This is a genomic window from Kitasatospora sp. NPDC051164 (assembly GCF_044455625.1).
In the GTDB taxonomy this organism is placed as follows: Bacteria; Actinomycetota; Actinomycetes; order Streptomycetales; family Streptomycetaceae; genus Kitasatospora.
The window spans coordinates 185133-208536 of the sequence record NZ_JBITFB010000020.1 but is presented as its reverse complement, the minus strand read 5'-3'; the positions used below and the strand labels follow the sequence as shown (position 1 = coordinate 208536).

General features: G+C 72.9%; 22 protein-coding genes. 6 read left to right on the top strand and 16 right to left on the bottom strand.

Annotation, left to right across the window (positions count from 1 at the left end; all coding sequences use genetic code 11):
• Nucleotides 1-31: 31 nt before the first annotated feature.
• From ACIBEC_RS28775 to ACIBEC_RS28760, 4 genes are all read right to left on the bottom strand, one after another.
• A complete protein-coding gene (locus tag ACIBEC_RS28775; RefSeq protein WP_360497762.1) occupies nt 32-835 on the bottom strand; it encodes a hypothetical protein in 804 nt (267 codons plus the stop codon).
• Between the two features lie 25 nt (nt 836-860).
• Complete coding sequence (locus ACIBEC_RS28770; protein WP_360497759.1) at nt 861-2999, bottom strand: serine/threonine-protein kinase; 2139 nt, start codon at nt 2997-2999, stop codon at nt 861-863.
• Nucleotides 2996-5188 carry a protein kinase gene (locus ACIBEC_RS28765; RefSeq protein WP_360497756.1) on the bottom strand — a complete coding sequence of 731 codons (2193 nt, stop codon included), beginning with the start codon at nt 5186-5188 and terminating at the stop codon, nt 2996-2998. Before ACIBEC_RS28765 ends, ACIBEC_RS28770 begins: the two co-directional genes overlap by 4 nt.
• 251 nt (nt 5189-5439) lie before the next feature.
• Entirely contained in the window at nt 5440-6306 is an 867-nt protein-coding gene (locus tag ACIBEC_RS28760) for a patatin-like phospholipase family protein (protein WP_360497753.1), read from the bottom strand.
• Between the two features lie 105 nt (nt 6307-6411).
• On the opposite strand from ACIBEC_RS28760, the gene ACIBEC_RS28755 reads away from it, so the two are divergent.
• On the top strand, nt 6412-6972 hold the full coding sequence (locus tag ACIBEC_RS28755; protein ID WP_360497750.1) for a TetR/AcrR family transcriptional regulator: 561 nt from the start codon (nt 6412-6414) through the stop codon (nt 6970-6972).
• Nucleotides 6973-7179: 207 nt separating this feature from the next.
• Entirely contained in the window at nt 7180-7473 is a 294-nt protein-coding gene (locus ACIBEC_RS28750) for a DUF1330 domain-containing protein (RefSeq protein ID WP_360497818.1), read from the top strand.
• A 124-nt stretch (nt 7474-7597) separates the two neighbouring features.
• Here the strand turns inward: ACIBEC_RS28750 and ACIBEC_RS28745 are convergent, their stop codons facing one another.
• The 3 genes from ACIBEC_RS28745 to ACIBEC_RS28735 all read right to left on the bottom strand — a co-directional run bounded on the left by ACIBEC_RS28745 (nt 7598) and on the right by ACIBEC_RS28735 (nt 9575).
• Nucleotides 7598-7813, bottom strand: coding sequence for a hypothetical protein (locus tag ACIBEC_RS28745; RefSeq protein ID WP_360497747.1), 216 nt, complete (start codon nt 7811-7813; stop codon nt 7598-7600).
• A 39-nt stretch (nt 7814-7852) separates the two neighbouring features.
• Entirely contained in the window at nt 7853-8404 is a 552-nt protein-coding gene (locus ACIBEC_RS28740) for an ATP-binding protein (RefSeq protein ID WP_360497744.1), read from the bottom strand.
• Nucleotides 8405-8678: 274 nt separating this feature from the next.
• Nucleotides 8679-9575: a hypothetical protein gene (locus tag ACIBEC_RS28735; RefSeq protein WP_360497741.1), complete on the bottom strand. Its 897-nt coding sequence runs from the start codon at nt 9573-9575 to the stop codon at nt 8679-8681.
• A gap of 513 nt (nt 9576-10088) precedes the next feature.
• Between ACIBEC_RS28735 and ACIBEC_RS28730 the strand changes: the two genes are divergently transcribed.
• The gene (locus ACIBEC_RS28730; RefSeq protein ID WP_360497738.1) at nt 10089-11219 is read left to right on the top strand and encodes a hypothetical protein; all 1131 of its coding nucleotides are present in this window, start codon (nt 10089-10091) and stop codon (nt 11217-11219) included.
• Nucleotides 11220-11236: 17 nt separating this feature from the next.
• On the opposite strand, the gene ACIBEC_RS28725 is transcribed toward ACIBEC_RS28730, so the two are convergent.
• Nucleotides 11237-12109 carry an IS982 family transposase gene (locus ACIBEC_RS28725; protein WP_396289188.1) on the bottom strand — a complete coding sequence of 291 codons (873 nt, stop codon included), beginning with the start codon at nt 12107-12109 and terminating at the stop codon, nt 11237-11239.
• Nucleotides 12110-12598: 489 nt separating this feature from the next.
• Between ACIBEC_RS28725 and ACIBEC_RS28720 the strand changes: the two genes are divergently transcribed.
• Both ACIBEC_RS28720 and ACIBEC_RS28715 read left to right on the top strand, forming a co-directional pair.
• Nucleotides 12599-12838, top strand: a complete 240-nt coding sequence (locus tag ACIBEC_RS28720; RefSeq protein ID WP_360497735.1) for a hypothetical protein — start codon at nt 12599-12601, stop codon at nt 12836-12838.
• 216 nt (nt 12839-13054) lie between these two features.
• A complete protein-coding gene (locus ACIBEC_RS28715; RefSeq protein ID WP_360497732.1) occupies nt 13055-14188 on the top strand; it encodes a phenylalanine 4-monooxygenase in 1134 nt (377 codons plus the stop codon).
• Between the two features lie 555 nt (nt 14189-14743).
• Here the strand turns inward: ACIBEC_RS28715 and ACIBEC_RS28710 are convergent.
• From ACIBEC_RS28710 to ACIBEC_RS28675, 8 genes are all read right to left on the bottom strand, one after another.
• A complete protein-coding gene (locus ACIBEC_RS28710; RefSeq protein ID WP_360497730.1) occupies nt 14744-15367 on the bottom strand; it encodes a DUF6000 family protein in 624 nt (207 codons plus the stop codon).
• A 168-nt stretch (nt 15368-15535) separates the two neighbouring features.
• Nucleotides 15536-16822, bottom strand: coding sequence for a sugar ABC transporter permease (locus ACIBEC_RS28705; RefSeq protein ID WP_360497727.1), 1287 nt, complete (start codon nt 16820-16822; stop codon nt 15536-15538).
• The gene (locus tag ACIBEC_RS28700) at nt 16819-17604 is read right to left on the bottom strand and encodes an ATP-binding cassette domain-containing protein (RefSeq protein ID WP_360497724.1); all 786 of its coding nucleotides are present in this window, start codon (nt 17602-17604) and stop codon (nt 16819-16821) included. The genes ACIBEC_RS28705 and ACIBEC_RS28700 overlap by 4 nt, the downstream gene beginning before the upstream one ends.
• Before the next feature lie 103 nt (nt 17605-17707).
• Nucleotides 17708-18805 carry a substrate-binding domain-containing protein gene (locus ACIBEC_RS28695; protein WP_360497721.1) on the bottom strand — a complete coding sequence of 366 codons (1098 nt, stop codon included), beginning with the start codon at nt 18803-18805 and terminating at the stop codon, nt 17708-17710.
• Between the two features lie 224 nt (nt 18806-19029).
• Nucleotides 19030-19395, bottom strand: a complete 366-nt coding sequence (locus ACIBEC_RS28690) for a hypothetical protein (protein WP_360497718.1) — start codon at nt 19393-19395, stop codon at nt 19030-19032.
• Between the two features lie 212 nt (nt 19396-19607).
• Nucleotides 19608-20561: a DUF4331 family protein gene (locus tag ACIBEC_RS28685; protein WP_360497715.1), complete on the bottom strand. Its 954-nt coding sequence runs from the start codon at nt 20559-20561 to the stop codon at nt 19608-19610.
• 211 nt (nt 20562-20772) lie between these two features.
• Nucleotides 20773-21216, bottom strand: a complete 444-nt coding sequence (locus tag ACIBEC_RS28680) for a cytochrome P450 (protein WP_360497816.1) — start codon at nt 21214-21216, stop codon at nt 20773-20775.
• Nucleotides 21217-21301: 85 nt separating this feature from the next.
• Nucleotides 21302-22528 carry an RNA-guided endonuclease TnpB family protein gene (locus ACIBEC_RS28675; protein ID WP_360497814.1) on the bottom strand — a complete coding sequence of 409 codons (1227 nt, stop codon included), beginning with the start codon at nt 22526-22528 and terminating at the stop codon, nt 21302-21304.
• Nucleotides 22529-22688: 160 nt separating this feature from the next.
• Here ACIBEC_RS28675 and ACIBEC_RS28670 point away from each other — a divergent pair, with 160 nt between their 5' ends.
• Nucleotides 22689-23297, top strand: coding sequence for a putative glycolipid-binding domain-containing protein (locus ACIBEC_RS28670; protein WP_360497712.1), 609 nt, complete (start codon nt 22689-22691; stop codon nt 23295-23297).
• The last annotated feature ends 107 nt before the right edge of the window (nt 23298-23404 follow it).

Below are 23404 nucleotides of genomic sequence, written 5' to 3'. Positions count from 1 at the left end.
TCGGCGGCACAGACCGTGGTGCCGGCGGGGTTCACGAGGTGGTGAGTGTGGCCAGCGCGTCCTGTGCGCAGGCGGTGGCAGCGGCCTCGGCGGTGGCGCTCGGGAGGGGCTGCGGGGTGTAGCCCGAGAGGGTGGCCCCCGTGAACGTGACGGAGACCAGCGCATTGCGCTGGAGAACCATGAGGTCGACCCGGCCGACGCCGCCTCCGGTGCTGTAGATCAGGGCCGCCTTGTCGCCGAGACCGGGAACCGCCCGGTCCTCGGTGATCTTCAGGCCGCCGGTGGGCAACGTCGACCGGTCGACGGTCAGCATTTGCTGGTAGACGCTCTCACCCATCGGGCCCAGTTGGACTTCGACCTGCACGGACGTGTAGCCGCTGCGGGGGTCCTTGGTGTTCCACAGTCCACGTGAGGTGTTGTCGCCCCCGGTGGTGCTTGCCTCGGTGCACGTGGCCCCTGCGGCGTAGCGGTCGACCGTGGCGGGGCTCATCAGCGAACAGCCTTTGGCCAGCCTGGTGTAGGGCATGTCGGCAGGCTGTGCCGAGGCGGGGGAGGACGCCGTGGCCGAGGTGGCGGCCGAGGTGGCCGCGGCGGCCGCCGGCGCGGTCGCCGCCGGGCTGACGAGGGTGGCCACCAGGCTCAGGACGAGTGCTGCGGCGCCCGCACCGGCCGTGATGCCGCCGAGCAGCCAGGTCCAGCGCCGGGCGGGTCCGGCGGGGCGCAGGTCGGCCTGGTCCGGGAGGGTCGCCGGGGTGGGCCGCGGCGGAAGCGGGCGCGTGGCGGCGGCCGTCGGCAGCGGCAGTGTCGCGGGCGGGGTGTCCTCGATGTCGGCCATCTCGTGGTGAACCTTCCTGGGGCTGTCAGGCGGAGGGCAGGCGATAGGCGGTCAGACCGGTTCCGTAGCCGACCAGCAGGACCGAGTCCTGGAGGAGGACCTGCGGGTCTCCTTGCTGCCGGGCGAAGTCCTGGTGCCACAGCGAGGTGCCGTCGGCGGCGGCGAGCGCCTGCAGGGCGACGCCACCGGTGGCGGTGGGCGCGGTGGCGAGGACCAGCTTCCCGGTGGCGGCCCGCACGGTGGCCGTCCCCTGTGCCGACCGCCAGGTCCACGCGGTGTGCCCGGTGCGCAGCGCGATGCCACTCGCGCCCTGCGGCCCGCCGAGCGCGACCACGCCTGCGGCGTCCGCGTATCCGGTGATGGTTCCGGGATGTGAGCCGTTCCAGAGCGGGGTGCCCTGCGCGGCGTCGAAGGCTGCCGTGGCGATCTTCTGCTCCGCGCTCGCCACCGCGAGGGCCGGCAGGCAGGTGAGGACTCCCTGGTGGAGCGAGAGCGAACGTTCGTAGGCGCCGGCGGCCATCGTCGCCGAGGCCGGGGGAAGCCCGCTGGGCCGGCTCCAGGCGGTGGATCCGTCCCCGGCGTCCACCGCGGTGAGGGCGAGGTCCGACGTCAGGGCGTACAGCCGGTCGCCGCTCGGCGGGGCGTACAGGTCCTGGACGTCGAGCGACCAGCGCTGCCGTCCGGTCGCGGCGTCGAGCGCCACGGAGTGGAACTCGCCCTTCACCGCCCCCGCCAGGTCCCCGAGGAACAGCATGACCAGCAGTGCGGCCTGGGGCATGGCCTGGAGGCGATACGAGGTGCCGAGCGCCGAACTGGCCCACCGCCTCCCGCCTGTGACCGCGTCGAAGCCGTGCAGCGCACCGCCTTGCCCGCTCACCAGCAGCAGGCCCGGTACCGGCAGCGAGACGGACTGTGCGCCGGGAACGGTGTCGGCCGAACGCCACAGCCGGGCACCGCTGGTCGCGTCGTACGCCTGCACCGAGCCGTCGGAGCCCACGGTCCACACCCGGCTGCCGTCGCTGGCCGGGAGGATTCCCGCTCCCTCCGTGGTGCTCCACAACGTCCGCCCGTCGGACCGCGCGTAGCCGACCACGCCCGTGCGGTCGGCGCACACCACGGCCGCCGGCCCGCAGCCGACGGGGGCCATGCCGGCCCGGGGCAGCGTGGCCGTCCAGGTCCGCAGCGGCACGTCCCCGGCCACCCCCGGGCCCGGCCACAGCGCCCAGGCGCCACCGCCCACAGCCGCCGTGGCGAGCAGCGCCCCGCCGAGGACGACCAGCCGCCGCCGGGTGCCGTCCGGGTCCTTCAGCACGCGGTCGAGTTCACGCTCGTGCCGGCGCACGCTGCGCTCGGCCACGCCCAGCCAGCCGGTGCCGACCGCCGGGCCGTACCGGAACGCCCTGGCGAGCTCGGCCGGCGCGGGCCTGCGGTACGGGTCCCGGTCCAGGCAGCGCAGCAGCAGTCCCAGCAGTTCCTGCGGCACTCCGTCGAGATCGGGGGGCTCCTCGGACGCCCGGTAGATCAGCACCGCGGGCGGGCCCTCACCGAACGGCGCACGGCCGGTGGCCGCGAAGGCCAGCACCGCGCCGAGGGAGAACAGGTCGCTGGCGGGGGTGAGATCCCTGCCTGCCGCGTGTTCGGGGGACATGAACCCGGGTGTGCCGATGATCTCGCCGCTGGCGGTGGGTGCCGCATCGGCGGTCGGCTTGCTGATACCGAAGTCGATGACCCTCGGGCCGTCCCGGGTGATCAGGATGTTCGAGGGTTTGAGGTCCCGGTGGATGGTCCGGGCCCGGTGGATCGCGGCGAGCGCCTCCACCAGTCCCGCGCCCAGCACCTGCAGTGCCGTCCCGTCGAGTGCCCCGTGCCGCGCCACGGCCTCGTGCAGCGACGGGCCGGCGACGAACTCGGTCGCCAGCCAGGGGATGTCCGCCTCGGTGTCGGCGTCCACCACGGCCACGGTGTAGGCCCCGTTGACGGCCCGTGCCGCCGCCACCTCCTGGGTGAACCTGCGCCGGAACCCGGTGTCGGCCGCGTACTGCTCCTGCACGGTCTTCACGGCGACGGGGCGTCCGCTGTCGGTGGTGGCGAGGTAGACGGCTCCCATGCCCCCGGCCCCGAGTTTGCGCAGGATCCGGTACGGGCCGATGCTCTCCGCGCTCATGCGCCGGCGGCCCGGAAGGCGTGCAGCGTGGTGGCGGAGACGCAGTAGAGCGTCCCGCCGGCGGCGGCGGTGGTCCACTGGCCCTCGTCGGAGGTCCCGTGCGCGGCCCAGTGGATCGTGCCGTCGGCGGCGTCCAGCACGACCACCCCGGACGGCTGGTTGACCATCGGGACGGCGAAGAAGCCGTCACCGGCGGATGGCGCCCGGAATCCCGTGCTCGTCCCGGTCGCCACCGCCACGGTCGTGTGCCACAGCCCCTTGCCGGTCGTGATGTCCAGGCAGTACACGGTGTCCAGTGCCCCGCACAGCAGCAGCCTGTCCGTGCCGAGCGCACAGCCGAAGACCGTCTGCGGGACGGTGGGAGCGGTCCAGCGCTGCTGCCCGGTGGCCGCGTCGAGGGCGACGACCGCCTGGCCGTTGACGACCAGCAGCAGTTCACCGGCCCGCAGCAGCCGTGAGGGCAGCGCGTTCGTGCCGGGTGCGAGGCCGGTGGCCTGCCAGAGGGAGGCGCCGGTGCGCAGGTCCACCGCGTACAGGACGTCGCTGTCCTGGTAGTAGCAGCGGCCGTCGGCGACCAGGCCCATCGAACTGCCGGAACCGCTCAGCTCGGTCTCCATGTGGCGTGCCGTGCTCACCGCCATGCTCTGGGTGACCTCGTGCTGCCACAGCACCTGCCCGCTGCTCTGATCGGTCCCCATGACGACGCCGCCACCGGTGACGCTCGTCTGGTAGGCCAGCACCACGGTGCGGCTGTCCGCACCGAAGACCCGCAGGCTTATCGCGGCGGCGGTGCGCTGCGACGCGGGCACGGGGAGCGGGCTGCTGTGGGTGGCGGCCGTGGCATCCAGCCACACCAGGCTCCCGAAGTCCATGGAGGTGCCGTAGAGCAGGCCGTTCTGTGCCTGGAAGAACTGGACGCTGGGCTGCGACCAGAGCTGGTGCCCCGTCGAACCGTCGAAACCGCGTGCGCCCTGCCCCTCGGCCCACCGCACCGGGGTGGACCCGAGGACACTCAGCTGAGCCATCATCAAGCCGCTGTCCTGACCGGTCCACAGCGGTGACGGGGCTGCGGGCAGCGGGTCGGGCACCGTGGCAGCGGCCCCCCAGGCGTTCGTGGGCTTGCCCACCGTGGCGGTGTTGCCCGCTATCTGCGCCCGGCGGGTGAGCAGCAGCGGCACTCCGGCGGCGACGACCGCACCCGCACCGAGCCCGGCGCCGAGGCCGAACAGGCCGCGGCGGGTGAGCGACTGCCACGTCCGCACCGGCAGCGCGGGCGGATCGGCGGGCGGCGCGGCCAGGTCGATCGCGGCCTGCCGCTCCCGGGCGTCGAGGTCGGCGAGCAGTCCCGGGGTCAGGAACATCTCCGGACCGGCCGGGGCCAGTGCGCCCAACAGGACCGCCGGCGTGGGGCGCCGGGCCGGATCCTTGTCCAGACAGGCGGCGACCAGCGGGCGCAGCGCGGCCGGCACTCCGGAGAGGTCGGGCTCCTCGTACACGACGCGCCGGTTGATCTGGGCGGGCTCGCCGCCGCCGAACGGGGTGCGGCCGGTGAGGACGTACACGAGCAGGCAGCCGAGTGAGAAGACGTCCGCCGCCGCGTAGGCGACCGAGGCGGAGACGATCCGCTCGGGGGCGATGTATCCGGGCGTGCCGCACACCGTGCCCGTGCGGGTCAGGTGGACGGCGTCGAAGGCACGGCTGATGCCGAAGTCGATGACACGCGGCCCGTCCCGGGCTATCAGCACGTTGCCCGGCTTGAGGTCACGGTGCACGACGCCCGCCGCGTGGATCGCCACCAGCGCCTCGGCGAGCCCGGCCCCCAGGGCCCGCGCTCCCGCCTCGCCGAGGACGCCGAACCGCGTGATCACTTCGCTGAGCGTGGGAGCAGGCAGGTAGGACGTGGCCAGCCAGGGCCTGCGGCCGCGAGGTTCCGCATCCACCACCGGCGGGGTGTGAAAGCCGGTCACCCGCCGTGCGGCCTCCACCTCCTGCTGGAAACGCTGCTGGAACTGCGGGTCATCGGCGAACTCGGGGCGGATGACCTTCACCGCGAGCAGCCTGAGCCCGGGTGAGCGCGCGAGGTACACCTCACCCATCCCGCCCTCGCCCAGGGGCCGCAGCAGTTGATGCGGGCCCACGAACACCGCCGGTCGTGCCTGCACGTCCCTGCCGTTCCTGTCGGCGGCCACCAAGCCTCCACGAGTGTAGTCCGCCACCATAGCCAGAGTGGCATGCGCGGCACACCCGTCGGGCGCCCTGACGTACGGTCAATGCCGGGACCGGAGACGATCGGTGTGCCGCCGTCGCGCTGCCACCGGCCACCGCCTGCGGCCGGAGCCTGCGGCCCGGTGGGCTCGCGCAGCGGTCCGCGCGGTTCCACCCGCCACCCGGACCGGCACCGAGGGGACGACGGCCCACCCCGACGTCCTGCGGGCCGAGGTCAGACGGATCCCCAGACGGCGCCCGCCCGTTCGGCCGCCCCGCCGCCCTGGCGCACGCCCTCCCGGTAGGCGCCGACCCAGGTGTCCCAGTCCGGCCGTTCGGAGTCCAGCACCGCCCGCGCCCCGGCGTCGGGGGCGAGCGCCACGGCCGACGGCCAGGGCGTGAGGTCGGTGGGCGGGTGGCGGTGCGCCAGCGGCTCGACCACGACCAGCGCGCGGGCCCCGGCGGCGAGGTCGGCGTTGGTGCCCGCGCGCAGCGCGCCGTCCATGCCGTGGCGGCCGCCGGGCAGGGTGACGGGCGCCTCCGCCCCCGGGAAGGCGCTGGAGGCGGCCACCGCGCGCAGCAGCGGCACGCCGTCGTCGGCGCCGAGCACCAGGGGCTCGCCGTCCACCGCGTCGACGACGGGCACCAGCAGGCGCCGGTCCGGCCATGCGGGCGCGCCGATCAGGGCCTCGCGGCGGGCCAGCAGGTCGCTTTCGGCCTCGGCGCCGGCGCTCGCCAGCGCGATCCGCCCGACCTGCCGGCGCGCCTCGGCCGGATCCAGGCCCCGGCCGAGCACGGCGAACACCTCGCCCGTGACGGCCGGATCGGGCCGGCGGGCCGGGCCTTGGAACCGGTGCCGCGGGTCCACCATGCGGCCCGGGTCCTGTCCGGTGGCCAGCAGTGCGGCCACGATCGCCCCGGCCGAGGTGCCGACCGTCAGCTCCGCCGCGCCCAGGTCCACCCCGGCCTCGCGCAGCCCGCTCACCAGCCCGGCCGTCCACGCCGTGCCCAGCCGGCCCCCGGGCCCGAGCACCAGCGCCCGCCCGAGGCCGTGACCGTCCGTCACAGCGACCTCGCCGCCCATGGCTTCCCCCTTCGTCACGGCGACCCCCGCCGTTCTTGAAACAGTCGTACCATAAACTCGTCCGGCAGCGCCGACCCGGTGCTGACCAGCCGTCACCGGGCCCCGGAGAAAGGACCGACCGCCGTGGGACGACCCGCCGACCCCGCCCGGCGCGAGCGCACCCTGGCCCGGGCGACCGACCACGTCCTCGCCCACGGGCTGGCCGGACTGAGCCTGCGCCCCTTGGCCGCCGCCCTCGACACCAGCCCGCGCATGCTGCTCTACGACTTCGGCAGCAAGCAGGAACTGGTGGCCGCCGTCCTCGCCGAGGCCCGCCGCCGCGGCGCGGCGCGCCTGGCCGGATGCCCGCCGTTGGGGGCGGGCACGCCCGCGCAGCGGCTGCGCGGCATCTGGGCGTGGCTGAGCGCGCCCGAACGCGCCCCGTTCGTCCGGCTGTTCTTCGAAGTCCACGCCGACGGCCTCGTCCACCCCGAGCACTATCCGGACCGCGCCCGCGCCGTCACCGACTGGTTCGACACCCTCGGCACCGCCTTCCGCGATGTCGCCGACGGCGAGAACGACACCGCCACCCCCACCCTGGTCATGGCCGTCCTGCGAGGCCTGCTGTTCGACCTCACCACCACCGGCGACCGCGAGCGCGCCGACCGGGCCCTGGAACGCTTCGCCCGCCTGCTGGGGCCTTGACCGGCCCCCTGCGCCGGTGCCGCACGGGCGGCGCGCGGGCGATGGGCCGGAACCTCGGGGGTGAATGTCGTACGTGAGTTGCCCTACGAGGATGACCTGCGTGAAGGGCGCATCCCGGCGGCGCCGGCGAGCTGGACGCCCGCCAAGTCGTACGATCTGATTGTCAATTCGACGTCGGACGTGTCCGGCCCAACACAGGAGGTCTCCATGGCCAAGGGCTACTGGGCCAGTGTCTACCGCGTCATTTCCGACCCTGAGAGGCTGGCCGCCTACGACAAGCTGGCCGGTCCGGCTGTCCGGGCCGGGGGCGGGCGCGTCCTGTCCCGTGGCGGTCGAATCGTCGCCCACGAGGCCGGAACCACGCAACGCGTCATTCTGATCGAGTTCGACAGCTTTGAACAGGCCGTCGCGGCATACGAGAGCGAGGCATACCAGAAGGCGCTGGTGGTCCTCTCCGACGGCGTCGAGCGCGACTTCCGCATCACCGAAGGCGTCGACTGACCGGCGGGCCCAGGACAGCGTGGTCCAGGGATGGTCCAGGGACAGTCCCGAACCCTGATGGCATACGTTGACAGAGCCTGGATCCTGGATCAGAAACCCACATCCCGTACTACAGCCGGTGGTTCTACGGTGAGAGGTCGGGTTGCTCGGCGAACTGCCACAGGTTCCTGCGCGGTACCTCGCTCAGCGGTCCGCAGGCCATCGCGCGCAGGTTCTCCCGCGAGGCCGGACGCGCGAAGGCGCCATCGACCGAGGCGCACAGTGCCTCCAACTCGCCTTCCACCGCCCGGACGTCGGCCTCGCCCGGCACACCCGGCCCGACCGCTACCAGCGGCAGCATCGGTCCCGCGAACGACTCGACGGACCCACCGCCGTCACGTCACGTGAACCACCGGCGGTAGTACCAGGGGCTCAGACGCCCCGGACGAGTGGTCCCGCTCGCGGCCGTCGGCCCCGCCTCGGTGAGCGGGGTGACAGCCACGCCGCGCGCGTACTCCTGGACCCAGCGGGCCCCCTCGCGCCGGACCTCGGCCGTCATCCGGCTCGACAGGGCGTTGACGACGGAAAGCCCGACACCGCCGAGTGCCACGTCGTGGCGGTCACCGGGCCCGACCCCGGCCCCGATACGGGTCAGGAGGGCTTCGAGGCCGGGACCGCAGGCGTCCTCCGTCTCGTGGACGGGAACGCCCGGGCCGTCGTCCTCGACGCGCACGCCGCCGTCGGCCGTCAGCGTGACGTCGACACGGCCGCCCCGGTCGGCGCGCCCGGCCAGGACCTCGTTCACCGCCCGGTCGGCGACCTCGAACACCAGGTGCGTCAGGCCGCGTTCACCGGTCGAGCCGATGTACATCCCGGGCCGCTTCCGAACGGCCTCCCACCCCTCCAGCACCTGGATGTGGCTGGCGTCGTACGCGCTGCCCTCCTGGCTCACGATGTCCCCTCCGAAGGTGGCCGACAGACCTCCACAGCCTAGGCGAATTTCCGAATAGCGCCAGGTCAGAGCCGGTTTGGCGAAGGCGTGGACGGGCATGGGAACCGCCCGCCCGGGGGCACCCGCCCCAGGAGTCGCGGACCACCCCCGCAGCGTGGACACGGCCCCGCCGAGGCCGCGCCCGGGGCCGTTCCGGGTGCCCCCGAGGGCCCCTCTTCCACCTTTTTTCGCGTGCGGCGCACACCGGCGTCGCGGACCCCGTGACGGCCCGGTCTCAGGCGGCGGCAAGGCCGCCCAGGTGCGGGCCCGGCGCCTTCCCGGCCCGCAGCGCCGACCTGGCGCGGGCCGCACCGAAACGGGCGGCCGCCACGCCACAGCCGACGTCCACCGGCCGGGGTGCGAGGCCCGCGCAGGGGCCGCAGATGCCGGGTTCGGGGACCGGGTCGTGACAGGCGGCGCACTCGGCGTACCGGGCCGCTGCGGGCTGCGCAGCGGCCCGGACGGGCGGCAGCTTGCGCTCCAGGCGGTAGCGGAGCACCGCGACCGCCGAATGCACGGGGGAGGGCAGGCCCGGCAGCAGGGCCCGGGCGAGGTCGGCGGCGCTGCTGCCGCGCTCCAGCCACTGCCCGACCAGGGGTGCGAGTTCACGAGCCTCGGCCTCGCCCAGACGCAGGCGCGGCTCGGGGCGGATCACCCGGAACAGCGTGGCGACCGCCTCGCGCAGCTGCTCGTCCGTTTCCGCCCCGGGAGCCGCGGGCGGCGGCCGTTCGGCCTGCCGGGCGGGGAGGGAGGGTTCTTGCCGCCGGTTCTTTGGAAGGGTGTCAGCGCCGCCGGTGGTCGCTGCGCCGGGGACCGGACGGGTGGCACCCGGCGGCGCGAGCTGCGGGGTGTCGTAGACGTGGGTCTCGGTGACGATCGTGCCGTCGGGCAGACGCACCTTCTCCACCCAGTAGAAGCCGGCGGCGGTCAGCTCCTTGAGGGCCTTGCGGACCGCGCCGCGCCCCTGGGGGCTGGTGTCGGCCATGCGACGGCCGTCCTCGCGCCGGCCGTCGGGGCGGGAGAGGAGATCGGCGAGCAGGCCGCGGGCGGTGTAGGACAACTGCCGGTCCTGCAGCATGCCGTTGGGCAGTACGGTGAAGTCGCGCACGTGGGCGCTACGATGGACACGCATGGGGAGTGTTGGCTCCTGGTGCCGGACCCCGGGGCGTTGGCGCGCTGCCGGGGTCGCCTGTTTTTCGGTTAGGTTACGGAACGTACCACAACGATCAGGCACCCAAAGGGCGTTCGCGACAACTGCCACCCCAGCCGGCTACTGGGCGGCGAAACGCTCCCCGCGCCCGACGACCCCGGGCAGGACGGCCGCGAACCTGCCGGCGCCCGGGCCTGCTCGTCCTGGGCTTCCCCCGGACGACACCGTCCTCACGGTCCTCGCCGCGGTCCGCGCCGGACTCCTGGCGGCCGTCGCGACGGCGGTGAGCGAGGGCCCGTCCGGGGTGATCCGCACCTGCCTCGCCCGGGAGGCCGCGCGCCCGACGCGGGCGTCACCCGGGCGCCCGGCATTCGGCGCACGTCGTCGGGCGGGGTGCGGTGGTGCGTGCCTAGCGTGGCGTCCTGGGGGGCGATCCGAGCACCTTCCACGGGTCGGGACGATCCATCCCGGCCCGCCCTCCAGGAGGCACCGCACATGAGACTTCGGGCTTGTTCGAGCGCACTGGCTGCCGCCGCGCTGACCGTCGGCCTGACCGCCGCCGCGACCCCGGGCGTCGCGACCCCGGGCGTCGCCGCCGAGCCGCAGCCGTTCCTCGACCGGCTGAACACCGTGTCCCTCGTCGGGTCCACCGTCCCCGCCAACGGCGACGTGAACCCGTACGGCACGTTCACGATCCGCGAGAACGCCGGCAGCCTGCGCCGGGGCAATGTCCTGATCAGCAACTTCAACGGCTCGGCGAACCTTCAGGGCACCGGCACCACCCTGGTCCAGGTCGCCCCGGACGGCACCCTGAGCACCTTCGCCACGATCGACCCGGGCGCCCTGCCCGGCCCCTGCCCCGGCGGGGTCGGCCTCACCACGGCGCTGACGGTCCTCCCCGGCGGCTGGGTCGTGGTCGGCAGCCTCCCCACCTCGGACGGCACGTCCGCCACCGCCCAGGCAGGCTGCCTGCTCGTGCTCGACAAGCACGGGACGGTCCGCGAGACGATCGCGAACGACGCCATCAACGGGCCGTGGGACATGACCGCCGTCAGCTCCGGCACGCGCAGTGAGCTGTTCGTGACGAACGTGCTCAACGGGACGGTCGCGGGCGGCGGCGCGGAGGTCGACCGGGGCACGGTCCTACGGATCACCCTGTGCACCGAGGGCGACGAGCCGCCGGTCCCGGTGGCCTTCACCGAGATCGGCTCCGGCTTCCCCGAGCGGACGGACCCGGCGGCCCTCGTCGTCGGCCCGACCGGGGTCGGCCTGCACGACGGCACGCTCTACGTCGCCGACACCGTGCTGAGCCGGATCACCGCCATCCCGGACGCGATCACCCGCAAGGGCAGCGCCGGAACCGGACGGGTCGTCACCTCCGGCGGCAACCTCAACGCCCCGCTGGGCATGGCCATCACGCCCAGGGGCGACATCCTCACGGTCAACGGCGGGGACGGAAACATCGTCGAGACCACCAGGACCGGACGTCAGGTGGCGACCAAGACGATCAACAGCGAGGGCACCCCGCCCGGCGCGGGCGCCCTCTTCGGCCTCGCACTGGACCTCGACCACGACGCGGTCTACTTCGTCAACGACGCCGACAACGTCCTCGACGTCCTGCACTAGATGACCGATGCGAAGGGTTAGTGATCGTAGGCGGTCAGCGGGCGCATGACGGGTTGGCCGGTGTGGTGGTTGTGCCAGATCGCGCTGGTCAGCGCGAGGATACGTTGCAGGACGCGGACCATCACGCCGCCCGGGGTGCGACCCTGGTGGCGTTCGAGGTCGAGCTGGGCCTTGAAGGTCTGGTTGACGGACTCGATGATCTGCCGCAGTGGCTTGAACAGGGCGGAGCCGGCCCGCGAGGGCTCGCCCTTGCGGGCCGGCCGCGGCAACTGGACACCCCACGCGGCGAGGTCGTGTTCGAAGGCGCGGCCGTAGTACTGCCGGTCGCCGATCACGGTCTGGCCCGGCCGGGAGCCGGCGAAGCCGGGTTCGGCGTGGAGCATGCCGAGGAGGGTCTCGCGCTCGTCCGCCTTCGCGCCGGTCAGCGCGAAGGCGACGGGCAGGCCGTGCAGGGTGCACAGCAGGTGCGGGCGCAGGCCCCAGAAGTACCGGGAGTGGCTGGCGCAGTAGCCGTACTCGGCCCAGCCGGCCAGGTCGGAGCGTTTGGCGGTCTCGCGTGAGCGGCCGCATTCCACCGGGGTGGAGTCGACGACCCACGCGGTGTCGGTCCGCGGCGAGGTGTCGCGGGCGAGCAGGCGGTTGACCCAAGCGATCAGGTCGGCGGCCTTGCGCAGCCGCCTGTTGTAGCCGGACCGGCCGGGCACGTAGGGGAACAGGTGCCGCAAGTGCGCTTGGGCGTGGCGGATCCGGCGGCGTTCGGAGGTGAAGCCGAGCAGGGCCTGCATGACTGCGAGGGTGACCGGCTCGGCGTCGCCGAGCCGGGGCCCTTCCGTGCCTCCCGGATCATGGTCGAACTGTCCGGCCGCGTGGGGCGTCGACCTGAAGGCGATCGTAGTGGCCTGCCCATCTCTTGCCACGACCTCAGGGTCCCGTTCCAGAAGGCTCCGCCCGAGCGTTTCGGTGTACTCGGCCATCGTCCGGGTGGGCAGGGTCAACAAGGTGACCGAGTGTGAGAACGGGCGCGACCCGTACCCGACACCCGCATCATGTACGCCCTCCTCCGCCGCTGCACCCACGCCGCCCCAGCAGCCGCCACCTGAACCCGCGCACGAGAAGTCGGCCCCACCGACTTCTCGTGCAGCGCGGTCGGTCCCCGGTTACGGGGCGAGCCGCAGGTGGATCGCGAGGACGCCGAGCCGCTCCTTCTCCGGTGGGTAGATGTCCCGGCAGGCGGTGAGGAGTTCGGCCCGGCTCATGCCTTCGGAGCCGATCGACTGGGGTTGCTGTCCGCGCTCCGGTGGCATCGGCAAGTTCGTCTGGGCGCTGGTCGCCCCCACTTCCGTCCCCGTCCTCGCCACCGCCTGAGAGACCGAGTCCCCATGCAGCAGCCCTCCCTGGCCACGCTCGCCCGGCACGCGCTCTCCCGGGGCGCCACCCCCGCCGCCACCTACGCCCTGCTCGCGCGCCGCAGCCGCGAACCCCTGCCCTGCGCCCGGGCGGTGTGCGCCGCCCTCGGCATCCCCCTCGCCGTGACCGCCCGCCGCCTCGATGACTGCTACGACGCCCTGCTCGCGAACCCCCGGCCGAACCCCGAGGCGGAGTCCGACACCCTTCGGTGACCGCCCCTCGCATGTGGGCCACCTCTGCGGTCCCGTTGTGCGAACGCGCACTGCGTCTGCACCGGTTGAGTCCCGACGGCCCGCTTCCGCAGCTTGAACGCCTGCCGGACCACGAGCGCCACCTCCGGGCGGAACCTCAGCGCCGGTGCATTGGACCTGGCGGATTCTCGCTCGATTTCATGCGTGTTGTCGGATCTGCACTGTGCCTTGCGCGGCGTGTTGACGGAGGTGGGGCTGGCCGATGTCGAATGGGCTGATGCCGACGGCGGCGGCCTGCGGCAGACCAGCGGGGTGGGCGCGGGTCCGGACCGGGCGCATGAGTCCACGCTGCTTGGAGACATCTACTCCGTGAGCGAAACAGAAGGGCGTACGCCCGTCGCGGCCGACGGCCGGCTGGGCGCGCCCGCCGAGCACCCCGGCCTGGGCGATCCGCACTACCTGCGACGGCGCCAGGCCATCGCCGGCATGGCCCGCGAACACCGGGTCGGTGATCCCGCACCGATGGTCGACTACAGCGCGAGCGAGGAACGGACCTGGCGAATCGTCCACCAGGCGCTGTGGGCGGCCCAGGGCGAGCATGCCTGCCGCGCCGTCCTCGACGCCAGGGAGCAGGCGCCCATTCCCGCCGACCACATCCCGCAGCACGCCGAGGTCGGGCCGGAGCTGCGGCGGATGACGGGCTTCGATTTCACCCTCGCGGGAGGCGTGGTCGCCAACAAGCGATTCCTCGGCTCGATGGCCGAAGGCTACTTCCACGCCGTGCAGTTCGTCCGCCACCCCGCCGTACCGCTGTTCACACCCGAGCCCGATGTCATCCACGACGTCTTCGGCCACGGGATCCACCTGTCCTGCCCGGCCTTCGCCGACATCTACCGCTTGATCGGACAAACGGCCAGGCGCATCGACAACGCGGACGTCCTGCAGATGATCAGTGACGTCTACTGGTTCACCGTGGAGTACGGCATCCTCGATGAAGACGGCACACCGAAGGCATACGGCGCAGCCCTGCTCTCCTCCTACGGGGAGATCCGGCGCCTGGGCCTGCCCCGTGCCCGCGCGCTGGACATCGAGGCGATGCTCGCCACCCGGTACGAGATCGACGGCTACCAGCCGGTGCTCTTCAGCGCACGCTGCCTGCACGAGGTCGCCGACACCCTGAACGGCTTCCTGGAGAAGCTCGACGACGAGAGCGCGCAGCGCTTCGGCCGCACCCGGCTGCCTGAGCGCGCTTCGCCCGCTCCGGGCAGCGCTCCGGCGGCGTGGCCGATGTCCTCGCGGAGACCGGATCGACCGAGATTTCGGGCTGCTCCTCGTCTCACGCGATCTGGTCGCCGCAGGCCACAGCCCTGATGCCGGACCAGATCATTTGCGACGGGACCCGATCTCACCGCGTCCTCGGATCTCGTCCGACTGAGCCCGCACCGCAACTGCCTCCGCCCTCGCCCTGACTTGGTCCTCCTCGAAAGGAAATACGCATGCCAAGGTGCCCAGGCAATCAGCGATCCTCTCTCGCCAGTCAGCGAACTCGCCTGGACGACACCGACCGGCCGCTGCGATTTCACAGCACGAAGGCGGACCAAGGCGGCCTTGAGCAGGGGGTCAACCACGAGAACTTCTTCCGATCGGCACGCGGTTGACCCCCATCCGGCACGACTTCCAAAACTGTACTGACCTGTGAGGTTGGGGACGCGGTGCACGGTGGCGCAGGAAGTCGGACCCGCCGACTTCCTGCGCCGTCCTTTCCGGATCGGCCCCCGCAGTCCGCCTCGCGCCTCGCGCCTCGCGCCGCTCGGCCCGGGTGCCGGGAAGCGGGACCTCCGGCCGCCGGCGGAACCGGTTCACCATGCTCAAGCGGGCCGGGGCGAACCGGGTCGTCACCTGCGCGGCCCCGGACCCCGCCCGTCGTCACGTCCTTGCCGTGCAGTGTCCGCCGCTCTCGTCGGCGAAGGCACAGAACCGGGCGATGACTGTGCGGTAGTGGTCCGGGATGCCGTGGTGCTTCTTGTGGGGAGGCCCCTCGATCCACTGGTGCCAGAGGCCGTCCGGGGCCAGGAACGGGGCTGCTTGATCGGCGCCGAGCTTGGTGTCGAGATGCGAGAGCGCGCCCATGGCGGCTTCCTGGTCGTAGCGGAGGTCGGGGCGTCGCAGGTAGCGGTCGAGGTAGGCGGCCAGCAGGTCCGCGTCGGCGGGGGTGCCGAAGGTGGCGAGGGCGACGCAGTAGGCCATGCCCGTGTAGGGCCCTTCGCCGGCGAGCAGGAGTTCGCCGAGGCGTTCGCGGAACTCGGTTCTGCGGGCGACGGCAATGAGCCAGGCCGCGGTCTTGCGCTCGCGCCAGCCGCCTTCGAGTAGGACGCCCAGCTCATGCGGTGTGATGTCGCCGGCGACCTCGCCGAGCTCCAGTGCGACCTTGGCGCGTTCGGGCCCGGTCACGCGCATGAGGCTGCCGCCGAGTCTGAGGTAGCGCCGGTCGGGCGTGACGTAGCGGCGCACGAGAGTTCGCAGCTCGGGGTCTTCGTGGGTGTGGCGCATGGCGGCATCCTGCCCTGGGCGAGGCCGTCCGACCAGTGCGTTTCTCAGCCGCCCCTCTCGGGCGGGGTGCCCCTGCGTTCAGCGGCCCGGCGTTCAGTGGCCCGGCGTCCCGCGATGCGGCGGGGCGTCGGGCCGGAGGAGCTGGTGGGTGGTGCGCCGGGCCGGGGGCTACCTGCCGGTGGTGGCGCGGGTGCGGCGGGTGAGGGAGTCGAGGACGACGGCGGCGAGCAGGACGGCGCCGGTGATCATGTACTGGATGGCCTGGGCGGCGTGGACCATGTCCAGTCCGGTGGTGATGGACTGGATGACCAGGATGCCCAGCAGCGCCGACCAGGTCTTGCCGCGGCCGCCGAAGAGGCTGGTGCCGCCGATGACGGCGGCCGCGATGGCGCTCATCAGCACGTTGCCGCTGCCGAGTTGCTTGTCGGCGGAGCCCTGCTGGGAGGCGTAGAAGAGGCCGCCGAGGCCGGCCAGGAACGCGGAGAGCACGAACACCGAGATCCGTACCCGGGCGACGTCGACGCCGGCGCGCCGGGCCGCCTCGACGCCGCCGCCGACCGCGAAGACCTGCCGCCCGTAGCGGGTGCGGCGCAGTACGAAGTCGGTGGCGAGGACGGTGCCGAGCAGTACGACCAGGGACAGTGGCAGGCCGCGGTCCTGGTTGAGGGCGTAGGCGGTGGCCAGGGTGAGGACGGTGAGCGCTCCGGCGCGTACGGCGGTGTCGGCGCCGGTGCGGGCGGTGAGGCCGGCGGCGCGGCGGCGGCGGGCGGTGTACAGGTGGGCGAGCAGGTAGAGGGCGGGGGCGAGGACGGCCAGGGCCCAGGCGTAGGCGATGTCGCCGTCGCCGAGGAAGGTGGTGTCCAGGCTCGCGATGACGCCGTCGTGGCGGTTGTTGGCGGTGCCGCCGTCGCCGAGGACGTACTCCTGCAGGCCGCTCCAGGCGAGCATGCCGGCCAGGGTGACGACGAAGGCGGGCACGCCGACGCGGGCGAAGAAGAGGCCGTGCAGCAGGCCCATGACGCAGGCCGCGGCCAGGGCGAGGAGGATCGCGACCCATTCGTTGAGGCCCTGGCGTACGGTCAGCACCGCCGCCATCGCGGCGCTCGCGCCGGCGACGGAGCCGAGTGACAGGTCGATCTCGCCGAGGATGAGGACGAACACGACGCCCACCGCGATCAGGCCGGGGCCGGCGATGAAGCGGCTGATGTTGGTGAGGTTGTCGGCCTGCAGGAAGTGGTGGGTGACGGACTGGAAGACCACGGCGATCACGACGAGGCCGACGACGACGGGCAGTGAGCCGAGTTCGCCGGTGGCCAGGCGGCGCCGGACGGCTTCCAGGTGCCCGGCCCATCCCTGCGCGGGCGCGTGCAGCCGCGGGTCGGGCGCGCCCGGCGCGGGGGAAGCCGTGGGCGCGGGGGAGGCGGTGGTGGGGACGGGTGCTTCGGGGGTGGTCATGCGGCGTCGGCCTCCTCGCTGCGGCGGGCCTTGCGGCGGGCGTGGGCGTTGTCGCTCGCGCCGGTGATGGCGGCGACGATCTGTTCCTGGGTGGTGTCGGCGACGGGGAAGACGCCGTTGTTACGGCCCAGGCGCAGCACGGCGACGGTGTCGGCGACGGCCCGCACGTCGGCCATGTTGTGGCTGACCAGCACGACGGCCAGGCCGCGCTCGCGAAGCCGTTCCACCAGGTCGAGGACCTGGGCGGTCTGCTCGACGCCGAGGGCGGCGGTGGGCTCGTCCAGGATGACCAGGGACGGCTCGCCGACCAGGGCGCGGGCGATGGCGACGACCTGGCGCTGCCCGCCGGACAGGGCGGCCACGGGGGTGCGCACGTCGGGGATGCGGATGGCGAGGGTGTCCAGGAGGCGGCGGGCGTGCTGCTCCATGTCGACTTCGTCGAGCAGGCCGCGGCGGCGTTTCTCGCGGCCCAGGAACAGGTTGGCGATGACGTCGAGGTTGTCGCACAGCGCGAGGTCCTGGTAGACGGTCGCGATGCCGAGGGCGGCGGCGTCCTGCGGGCGGGCCAGGCGTACGGGCTCGCCGTGCCAGGTGACGGTGCCCCCGTCGACGGGGTGGACGCCGGCGATGGTCTTGACGAGGGTGGACTTTCCGGCGCCGTTGTCGCCGACGAGGGCGAGGACCTCGCCGGCGTGGACGGTGAGGTCGACGTCGGTGAGGGCCTGGACGGCACCGAAGCGCTTGGAGACCGAGCGCAGCTGGAGGACGGGTGCGCCTGTCACGTGTGAACCACCTTGGAGTGGGCTGGGGCAGGGGCTGCTCGGGTTCCCGAGGAGGCGTCCCCGAGGAGGCGTCCCCGAGGAGGCGTTCCCGAAGGGGCCGGGGCTACTTGAGGCCCGCGGCGGCGCAGGCGGCGGCGTAGTCGGCGGTGCAGATGTCGGAGGCCTTGTAGAGGCCGTCGGCCAGCACGGTGGCGGCGATGTTGTCCTTGGTGACGACCTTGGGGTCCAGCAGCTTGGCCGGGATGTTCTTGGCGGTGGCGCTGTCGACGCTCGCGGTGGCGACGGTCTTGACGTCCTTGCCCTGCAGGAGGTCGACGGCCAGTTCGGCGGCGGTCTCGGCGAGCGGCTTGTAGGCCTTGTAGATGGTGTAGGCCTGGTCGCCGTTGACGAGGCGCTGGACGGCGTCGAGGCCGGCGTCCTGGCCGCCGACGGGGACCTTGATGCCGGCGCCCTTGAGCTGGGTGATGATGGCGCCGGCCATGCCGTCGTTGGCGGAGTAGACGGCCTGGAAGCCGTTCTTGCCGAGCTCGGTGACGGCGGCGGAGATCTTCTGGCCGGCGACGGTGGGGCTCCACTGGCCGGACTGCTCGTAGACGACCTTCTTGACCTTGCCGTCGAGGACCTTGTGGGCGCCGGACTTGAACTGGGCGGAGTTGGGGTCGGCCTCGTCGCCGTCGATCATGACGATGTTGGCGTCGGCGGCCTGCGCGCCGAGCGCGTCGAGCAGGGCCTGGCCCTGGAGTTCGCCGACCTTCTCGTTGTCGAAGGAGGTGTAGGCGGCGATCGGGCCGCCGGCGAGGCGGTCGTAGGCGAGGACCTTGACGCCCTTGGCGGCGGCCTCCTGGACCCAGCCCTCGGTGGACTTGGCGTCGTAGGGGTCGAGGATGATCACCTTGACGCCCTGGGTGAGCAGGGTGTCGAACTGCTGCTTCTGCTTGGCCGCGCTGCCCTCGGCGTTGTTGTAGAGCACCTTGCACTGCCCGCACAGGGACTTGACCTTGGCCTCGATGAAGGGCTTGTCGAAGGACTCGTAGCGGACGGAGGAGGCGTTCTCGGGCAGCAGCAGGCCGATGGTGCCGGAGTCGCCGGCGGAGGTGGCGTCGCTCTTGGTGCCGCCGGCCTTCCCGCAGGCGGCGGTCATGGACAGGGCCAGCGCGAGGCCGGTGGTGGAGACGAGGGCGCGACGCAGTACGACATTCATACGGGTGCCTCTCCCTGGGGTCGCCGCGACTCTGCGGCGGGGTGGGGGGAGTTAACCTGAGCGCGTACATGACGTCAATAAGTAAAACCAAACTGCCCGGAATCCACCTCGACTCGTCATCTTCATGAACACGCCCCGGTGAAGACACGGGAAAATGGGGGTGCCCGCCGCTCCCCTGTGCGGCGGGCACCCCCGGCTTGCGGTGACGCTCGGATGACCGCCCGTCAGGGGCGGTCGAGGGTGATCGAGTTGATCGGACCCAGGTCGTAGTAGACGCCCCGCTGGGCCGCGATGTCGTAGACGCAGTTCCCGCCGCCCGAACCGCGGCACAGGTGCGCGTGCGCGCCGCCGGTCTGGTTGTTCAGCACCCAGTGGTTGCCGTACTGGTTGCTCAGGTTGTGGGCGCCGTAGCTCCAGTACACGTCGGTGGGGGAGACGGCCGGGTCCTGGTTCTGCGGGTAGATGCAGACCGCGCCGGACGGGCAGTTCGCCCAGGAGCCGTCCGCGGCGCCGGCGCTGCCGGTGCCCATCGCGGTCAGGGCGGCGGTGGCGAGACCGAGGGCGGCCAGGGCGTGGGTGATCCTGCGCATGGGGTGGTTCTCCCTTGGCTGGTGCGGGGCCCGGCGATCGACCGGACCGGTGCCCGTCAGCCTAGGAACGCACCGGCCGCAGCGGTCCCTGACATCTGACAGGGGCGCGCCGCCTTGCCACACGCCCCTGACCGGCGTACTCGGCGACGCCTGCTCGGCGAGGCGGGCTCGGCGAGGCCTGCACAGCGCGGGGTACGTCAGTGCGGGGTGCGTCAGTGCGGGTGGCCCAGGTACGGGAACGCGGGCAGCAGGTCGGTGTGCGGGCCGATGTGATCGGTGGGCACCGTGCCGTCGGTGAGCATCGACAGCCGCGCCGAGGTGACGTCGTCGCTCAGCGTGCGCCCGTTCGGATAGCCGGCCGCACGGGTGCGGTCGTAGCGCAGGATGTCCGGCAGCACGAGCCGCAGCTGCGCCTCGGCCGCCTCCGTGGTGTACCCGCCGAAGTGCTGCAGCTTGGCCGTCCACGGCGCACGGTAGGTCTGCCAGTCCTCGGCGGGCTCCCCCGCGTTGTACGCGTCCTTGACGTCCTCCTCGTTGAAGTACGCCGTCAGCGACGGGTGCGCCCCCCGGTCCACCGACACCAGCCGCCCGTCCTTGCGCACGCTCACCCGCGCCCACACCCCGATCTGCGGCGCGTCGCCGAACTCCGCCTCGGGCGCCTCCAGCACGATCCCGAACACGTTCTTGTCCGCGCCCCAGTCCACCCCCGTCCACCGGAACTCGTGCACGATGCCGTCCAGGTCCGCGAAGAACGGGTCGCTGCGCAGCCCCGCGCTCACCCGGTACGGGCCCGCCTCCACCACCGCCGGGGTGTCCGTGAAGCTCACCGGCGCACCCGACACCAGCGGCTCGCCCGTCGCCTCGTGCCCCCGCGCCCCCTCGCCGGTGGCGCGCCGCACCGTCATGGTCTGCGCACCGCCGACCGGTTCGGAGAAGGTGAAGCTGAAGGCGAGATCGGCCCGGTTGTCGCCGTCGGTGTCGATGTTGATCCGGTACACCGCCTCCGGGTGGAAGGCCTGCCCGCCGGTCGGCGCGACCGGGTTGACGTTCATGATCAGCACGGTCCGGCCCGCCTGCGGCGAGGCGAAGGCGAACAGGTCGGTCAGGTCCAGGCGCGCGTCGCCGTCGGGCGAGCGCAGGTTCGGTCCGCTGAGGTGGTGCGACAAGACGGGTCTCCCGCTTCGAGTGCGCACGTGCGCGTGAACGCGTGCGCGTGCGTGCTGGCGTGTGTACGTGCGTGCGTGGGTGCTTCGTACGGATGGCCCCACCCCTGCGGCCATTGCTAACACGCCCGCCCGCCCCCGGCCCGCCCGCTGCTCCGCGCGGACTAGCGCAGCCCCGGACGGCCGCTCCGGACGGCCGCTCCGGAGGGCCGTTCTAGAGGGCCGGCGGTGCCTGCCCGCCGAGCAGGACCGGCAGGGCGTGGTGCCCGTTGGAGATCATCGACTCGACGGGCCGCAGCTCGGTGCCCGGCGCGAGGGCGAGGTCGGGGAAGCGTTCGAAGAGCTTGCGCAGCGCGGTCTGCCCCTCCACGCGGGCCAGCGGGGCGCCGATGCAGAAGTGAGGGCCGTGGCCGAAGGCGAGGTGGTCCTTGGCCGGGCGGGTGACGTCGAAGTCCGCGCCGCTGTCGCCGTAGCGGGCGGGGTGGCGTCCGGCGGCGGCGTAGGAGGCGAGGATCGCCTCGCCCCGGGGGATGGTCGTCCCGCCGGGCAGCTCGATGTCCTCCACGGCGTAGCGCAGCGGCAGGTGCGCCACGGGGGCGTCGCGGCGCAGCGCCTCCTCGACGACGTCGCCCCAGCCGGCCTTGCCCGCGCGGACCAGGGCGAGCTGCTCGGGGTGGGTGAGCAGGGCCGCGATGCCGTTGTCGATGAGGTTGACGGTGGTCTCTTGACTTCCGCTCCCCGGTCTAATGGCCGGGGATTCCTACCACGGTCGGCTGACCGTCTCGGTGGGTTCCTGCTTCTTCGCGCTGTGCCGGGATCGCTCCCGGTCTTACCCGCGCTCCACAGGCTGATACCGCCAGTCCGGCGGCCTTGGCGACGTTGACCGCCGCATTGATGTCCCGGTCAAGGACGGCCCCACACGCTGCGCACGTCCACTCGCGGACGTTGAGTGGCTTGGGGCCGTCTTTGACGCCGCAGGCCGAGCACACCTGAGACGTCGGCTCGAAGCGGCCGATCTTGACCAGGGTGCGCCCGTACCGGGCGGCCTTGTACTCCAGCATCGTGACGAACGCCGACCATCCGGCGTCGTGCACGGACTTGGCCATGCGTGTGCGGGCCAGTCCCTTGACCGCCAGGTCCTCAACGGCAACCGCTTGGTTCTCGCGGATGATCTCGGTTGAGAGCCGGTGGTGGAACTCGCGCCGCGCATCGGTCACCCGCGCATGAGCGCGGGCGACTTTGATGCGGGCCTTGTCGCGGTTGCTGCTGCCCTTGGCCTTGCGGGAGAGGGCTTGCTGGGCCTTCTTGAGGCGCTTCTCGGCCCGGCGCAGGAAGCGCGGACTGTCGATCTTCCGGCCGTCGGACAGGATCGCGAAGTGCGTCAGCCCGAGGTCGATCCCCACCTGGGAGTCCGTTTCGGGCATGCGCCCGAGGTCGTCGGCGGGGTCGGTGTCTATGACGAAGCCGGCGAAGTACCGGCCCGCGCTGTCCTTGACCACGGTCACGGTGGACGGCACGGACGGCAGGGCTCGGGACCACTTCACCCGCACGTCGCCGATCTTCGGCAACGACAGGTCACCGCCCGGCGTGATCTTCCATCGGGCGTTGGCGGTGAACCGGATCGCCTGCCGGGTGTCGCGGCGGGACTTGAACCGGGGTGCTCCCATCTTCGGGCGCTTGCCCTGGAGGCCGTCGAAGAAGTTCCGGTACGCGGTGTCCAGGTCCCGTAGGGACTGTTGCAGCACCACGGCCGAGACTTCCCCGAGCCACGTGCGCTCGGGAGTGGCCTTGGCGGCGGTGAGCTGCTTGCCCAGCTCGGCGGAGGTGACGAACGCAAGCCCAGTGGCGCGGGCGGTCTCACGGACGCGAAGCGCGTCGTTGTAGACCACCCGAGCACACCCGAACGCCCTTGCCAGCGCGGAACGCTGAGGCCCGTTCGGGTACACGCGGAAGCTGTACCTGAGCTGCACGGTGATCACCGTAACGTGACGGGTGCGGTGACGACGCGCGGCCGCGCCCCCGGACGAGGATGCGGCCCCGGGCGCGCCCGCGTCGAGAGGGCCTGCGCGACGCGAGAGGTGACGCAGGCCCAGGGCGGCAGCGGCCCCCGGCCCGGCGTACCGTGCACGAATGGACAGCCGCACCGACGCCTCCGCCGACAGCCGTACCGACAGCCGTGCCGCGACGCCCACCTGGCGGGTCGTCGAGAGCGCGGGCCTGGAGACCGCCTGGATCGACCTCGGCCCCACCGCCCTGACCGCCCGCGGGCGCGTCGCCGCCGCCGAGCCCGCGCCGTACTGGCTCACCTACGAACTCGAGACCGGCGAGGACTTCACCACCCGCCGTATGCACGTCACCGCGCACACGTCCGGCGCCGTGCGCACCCTCGACCTGCGCCGCGAGGAGGCCACCGGCCGCTGGAGCGTCGACGGGCGCCAACGCCCCGACCTCGCCGGCGCCCTCGACTGCGACCTGGGCCTGTCCCCGCTCACCAACACCCCGCCCGTCCTGCGCCACGCCCTCCACCGGGGCCCGGGCGAGCAGAGCCTCCTGATGGCCTGGATCCGCGTACCGGACCTGGCGGTCGTCCCCTCCCACCAGACCTACACCCACCTGCGCCGCCACGAGGACGGTGGCGCCACCGTCCGCTACACGTCGGGCGACTACCACGCCGACCTGCTGCTGGACCCGGACGGCCTCGTCGTCGACTACCCGGGCCTGGCCCACCGCATCGCCTGACCGCATCGCCTGACCGCATCGCCTGACGCCGGCCGCCCCCACCGGACGCGGGAAGTCGGCCCGGCCGACTTCCCACTCCCCGCCCCTGCACCCCCTCCGCCCCCCGC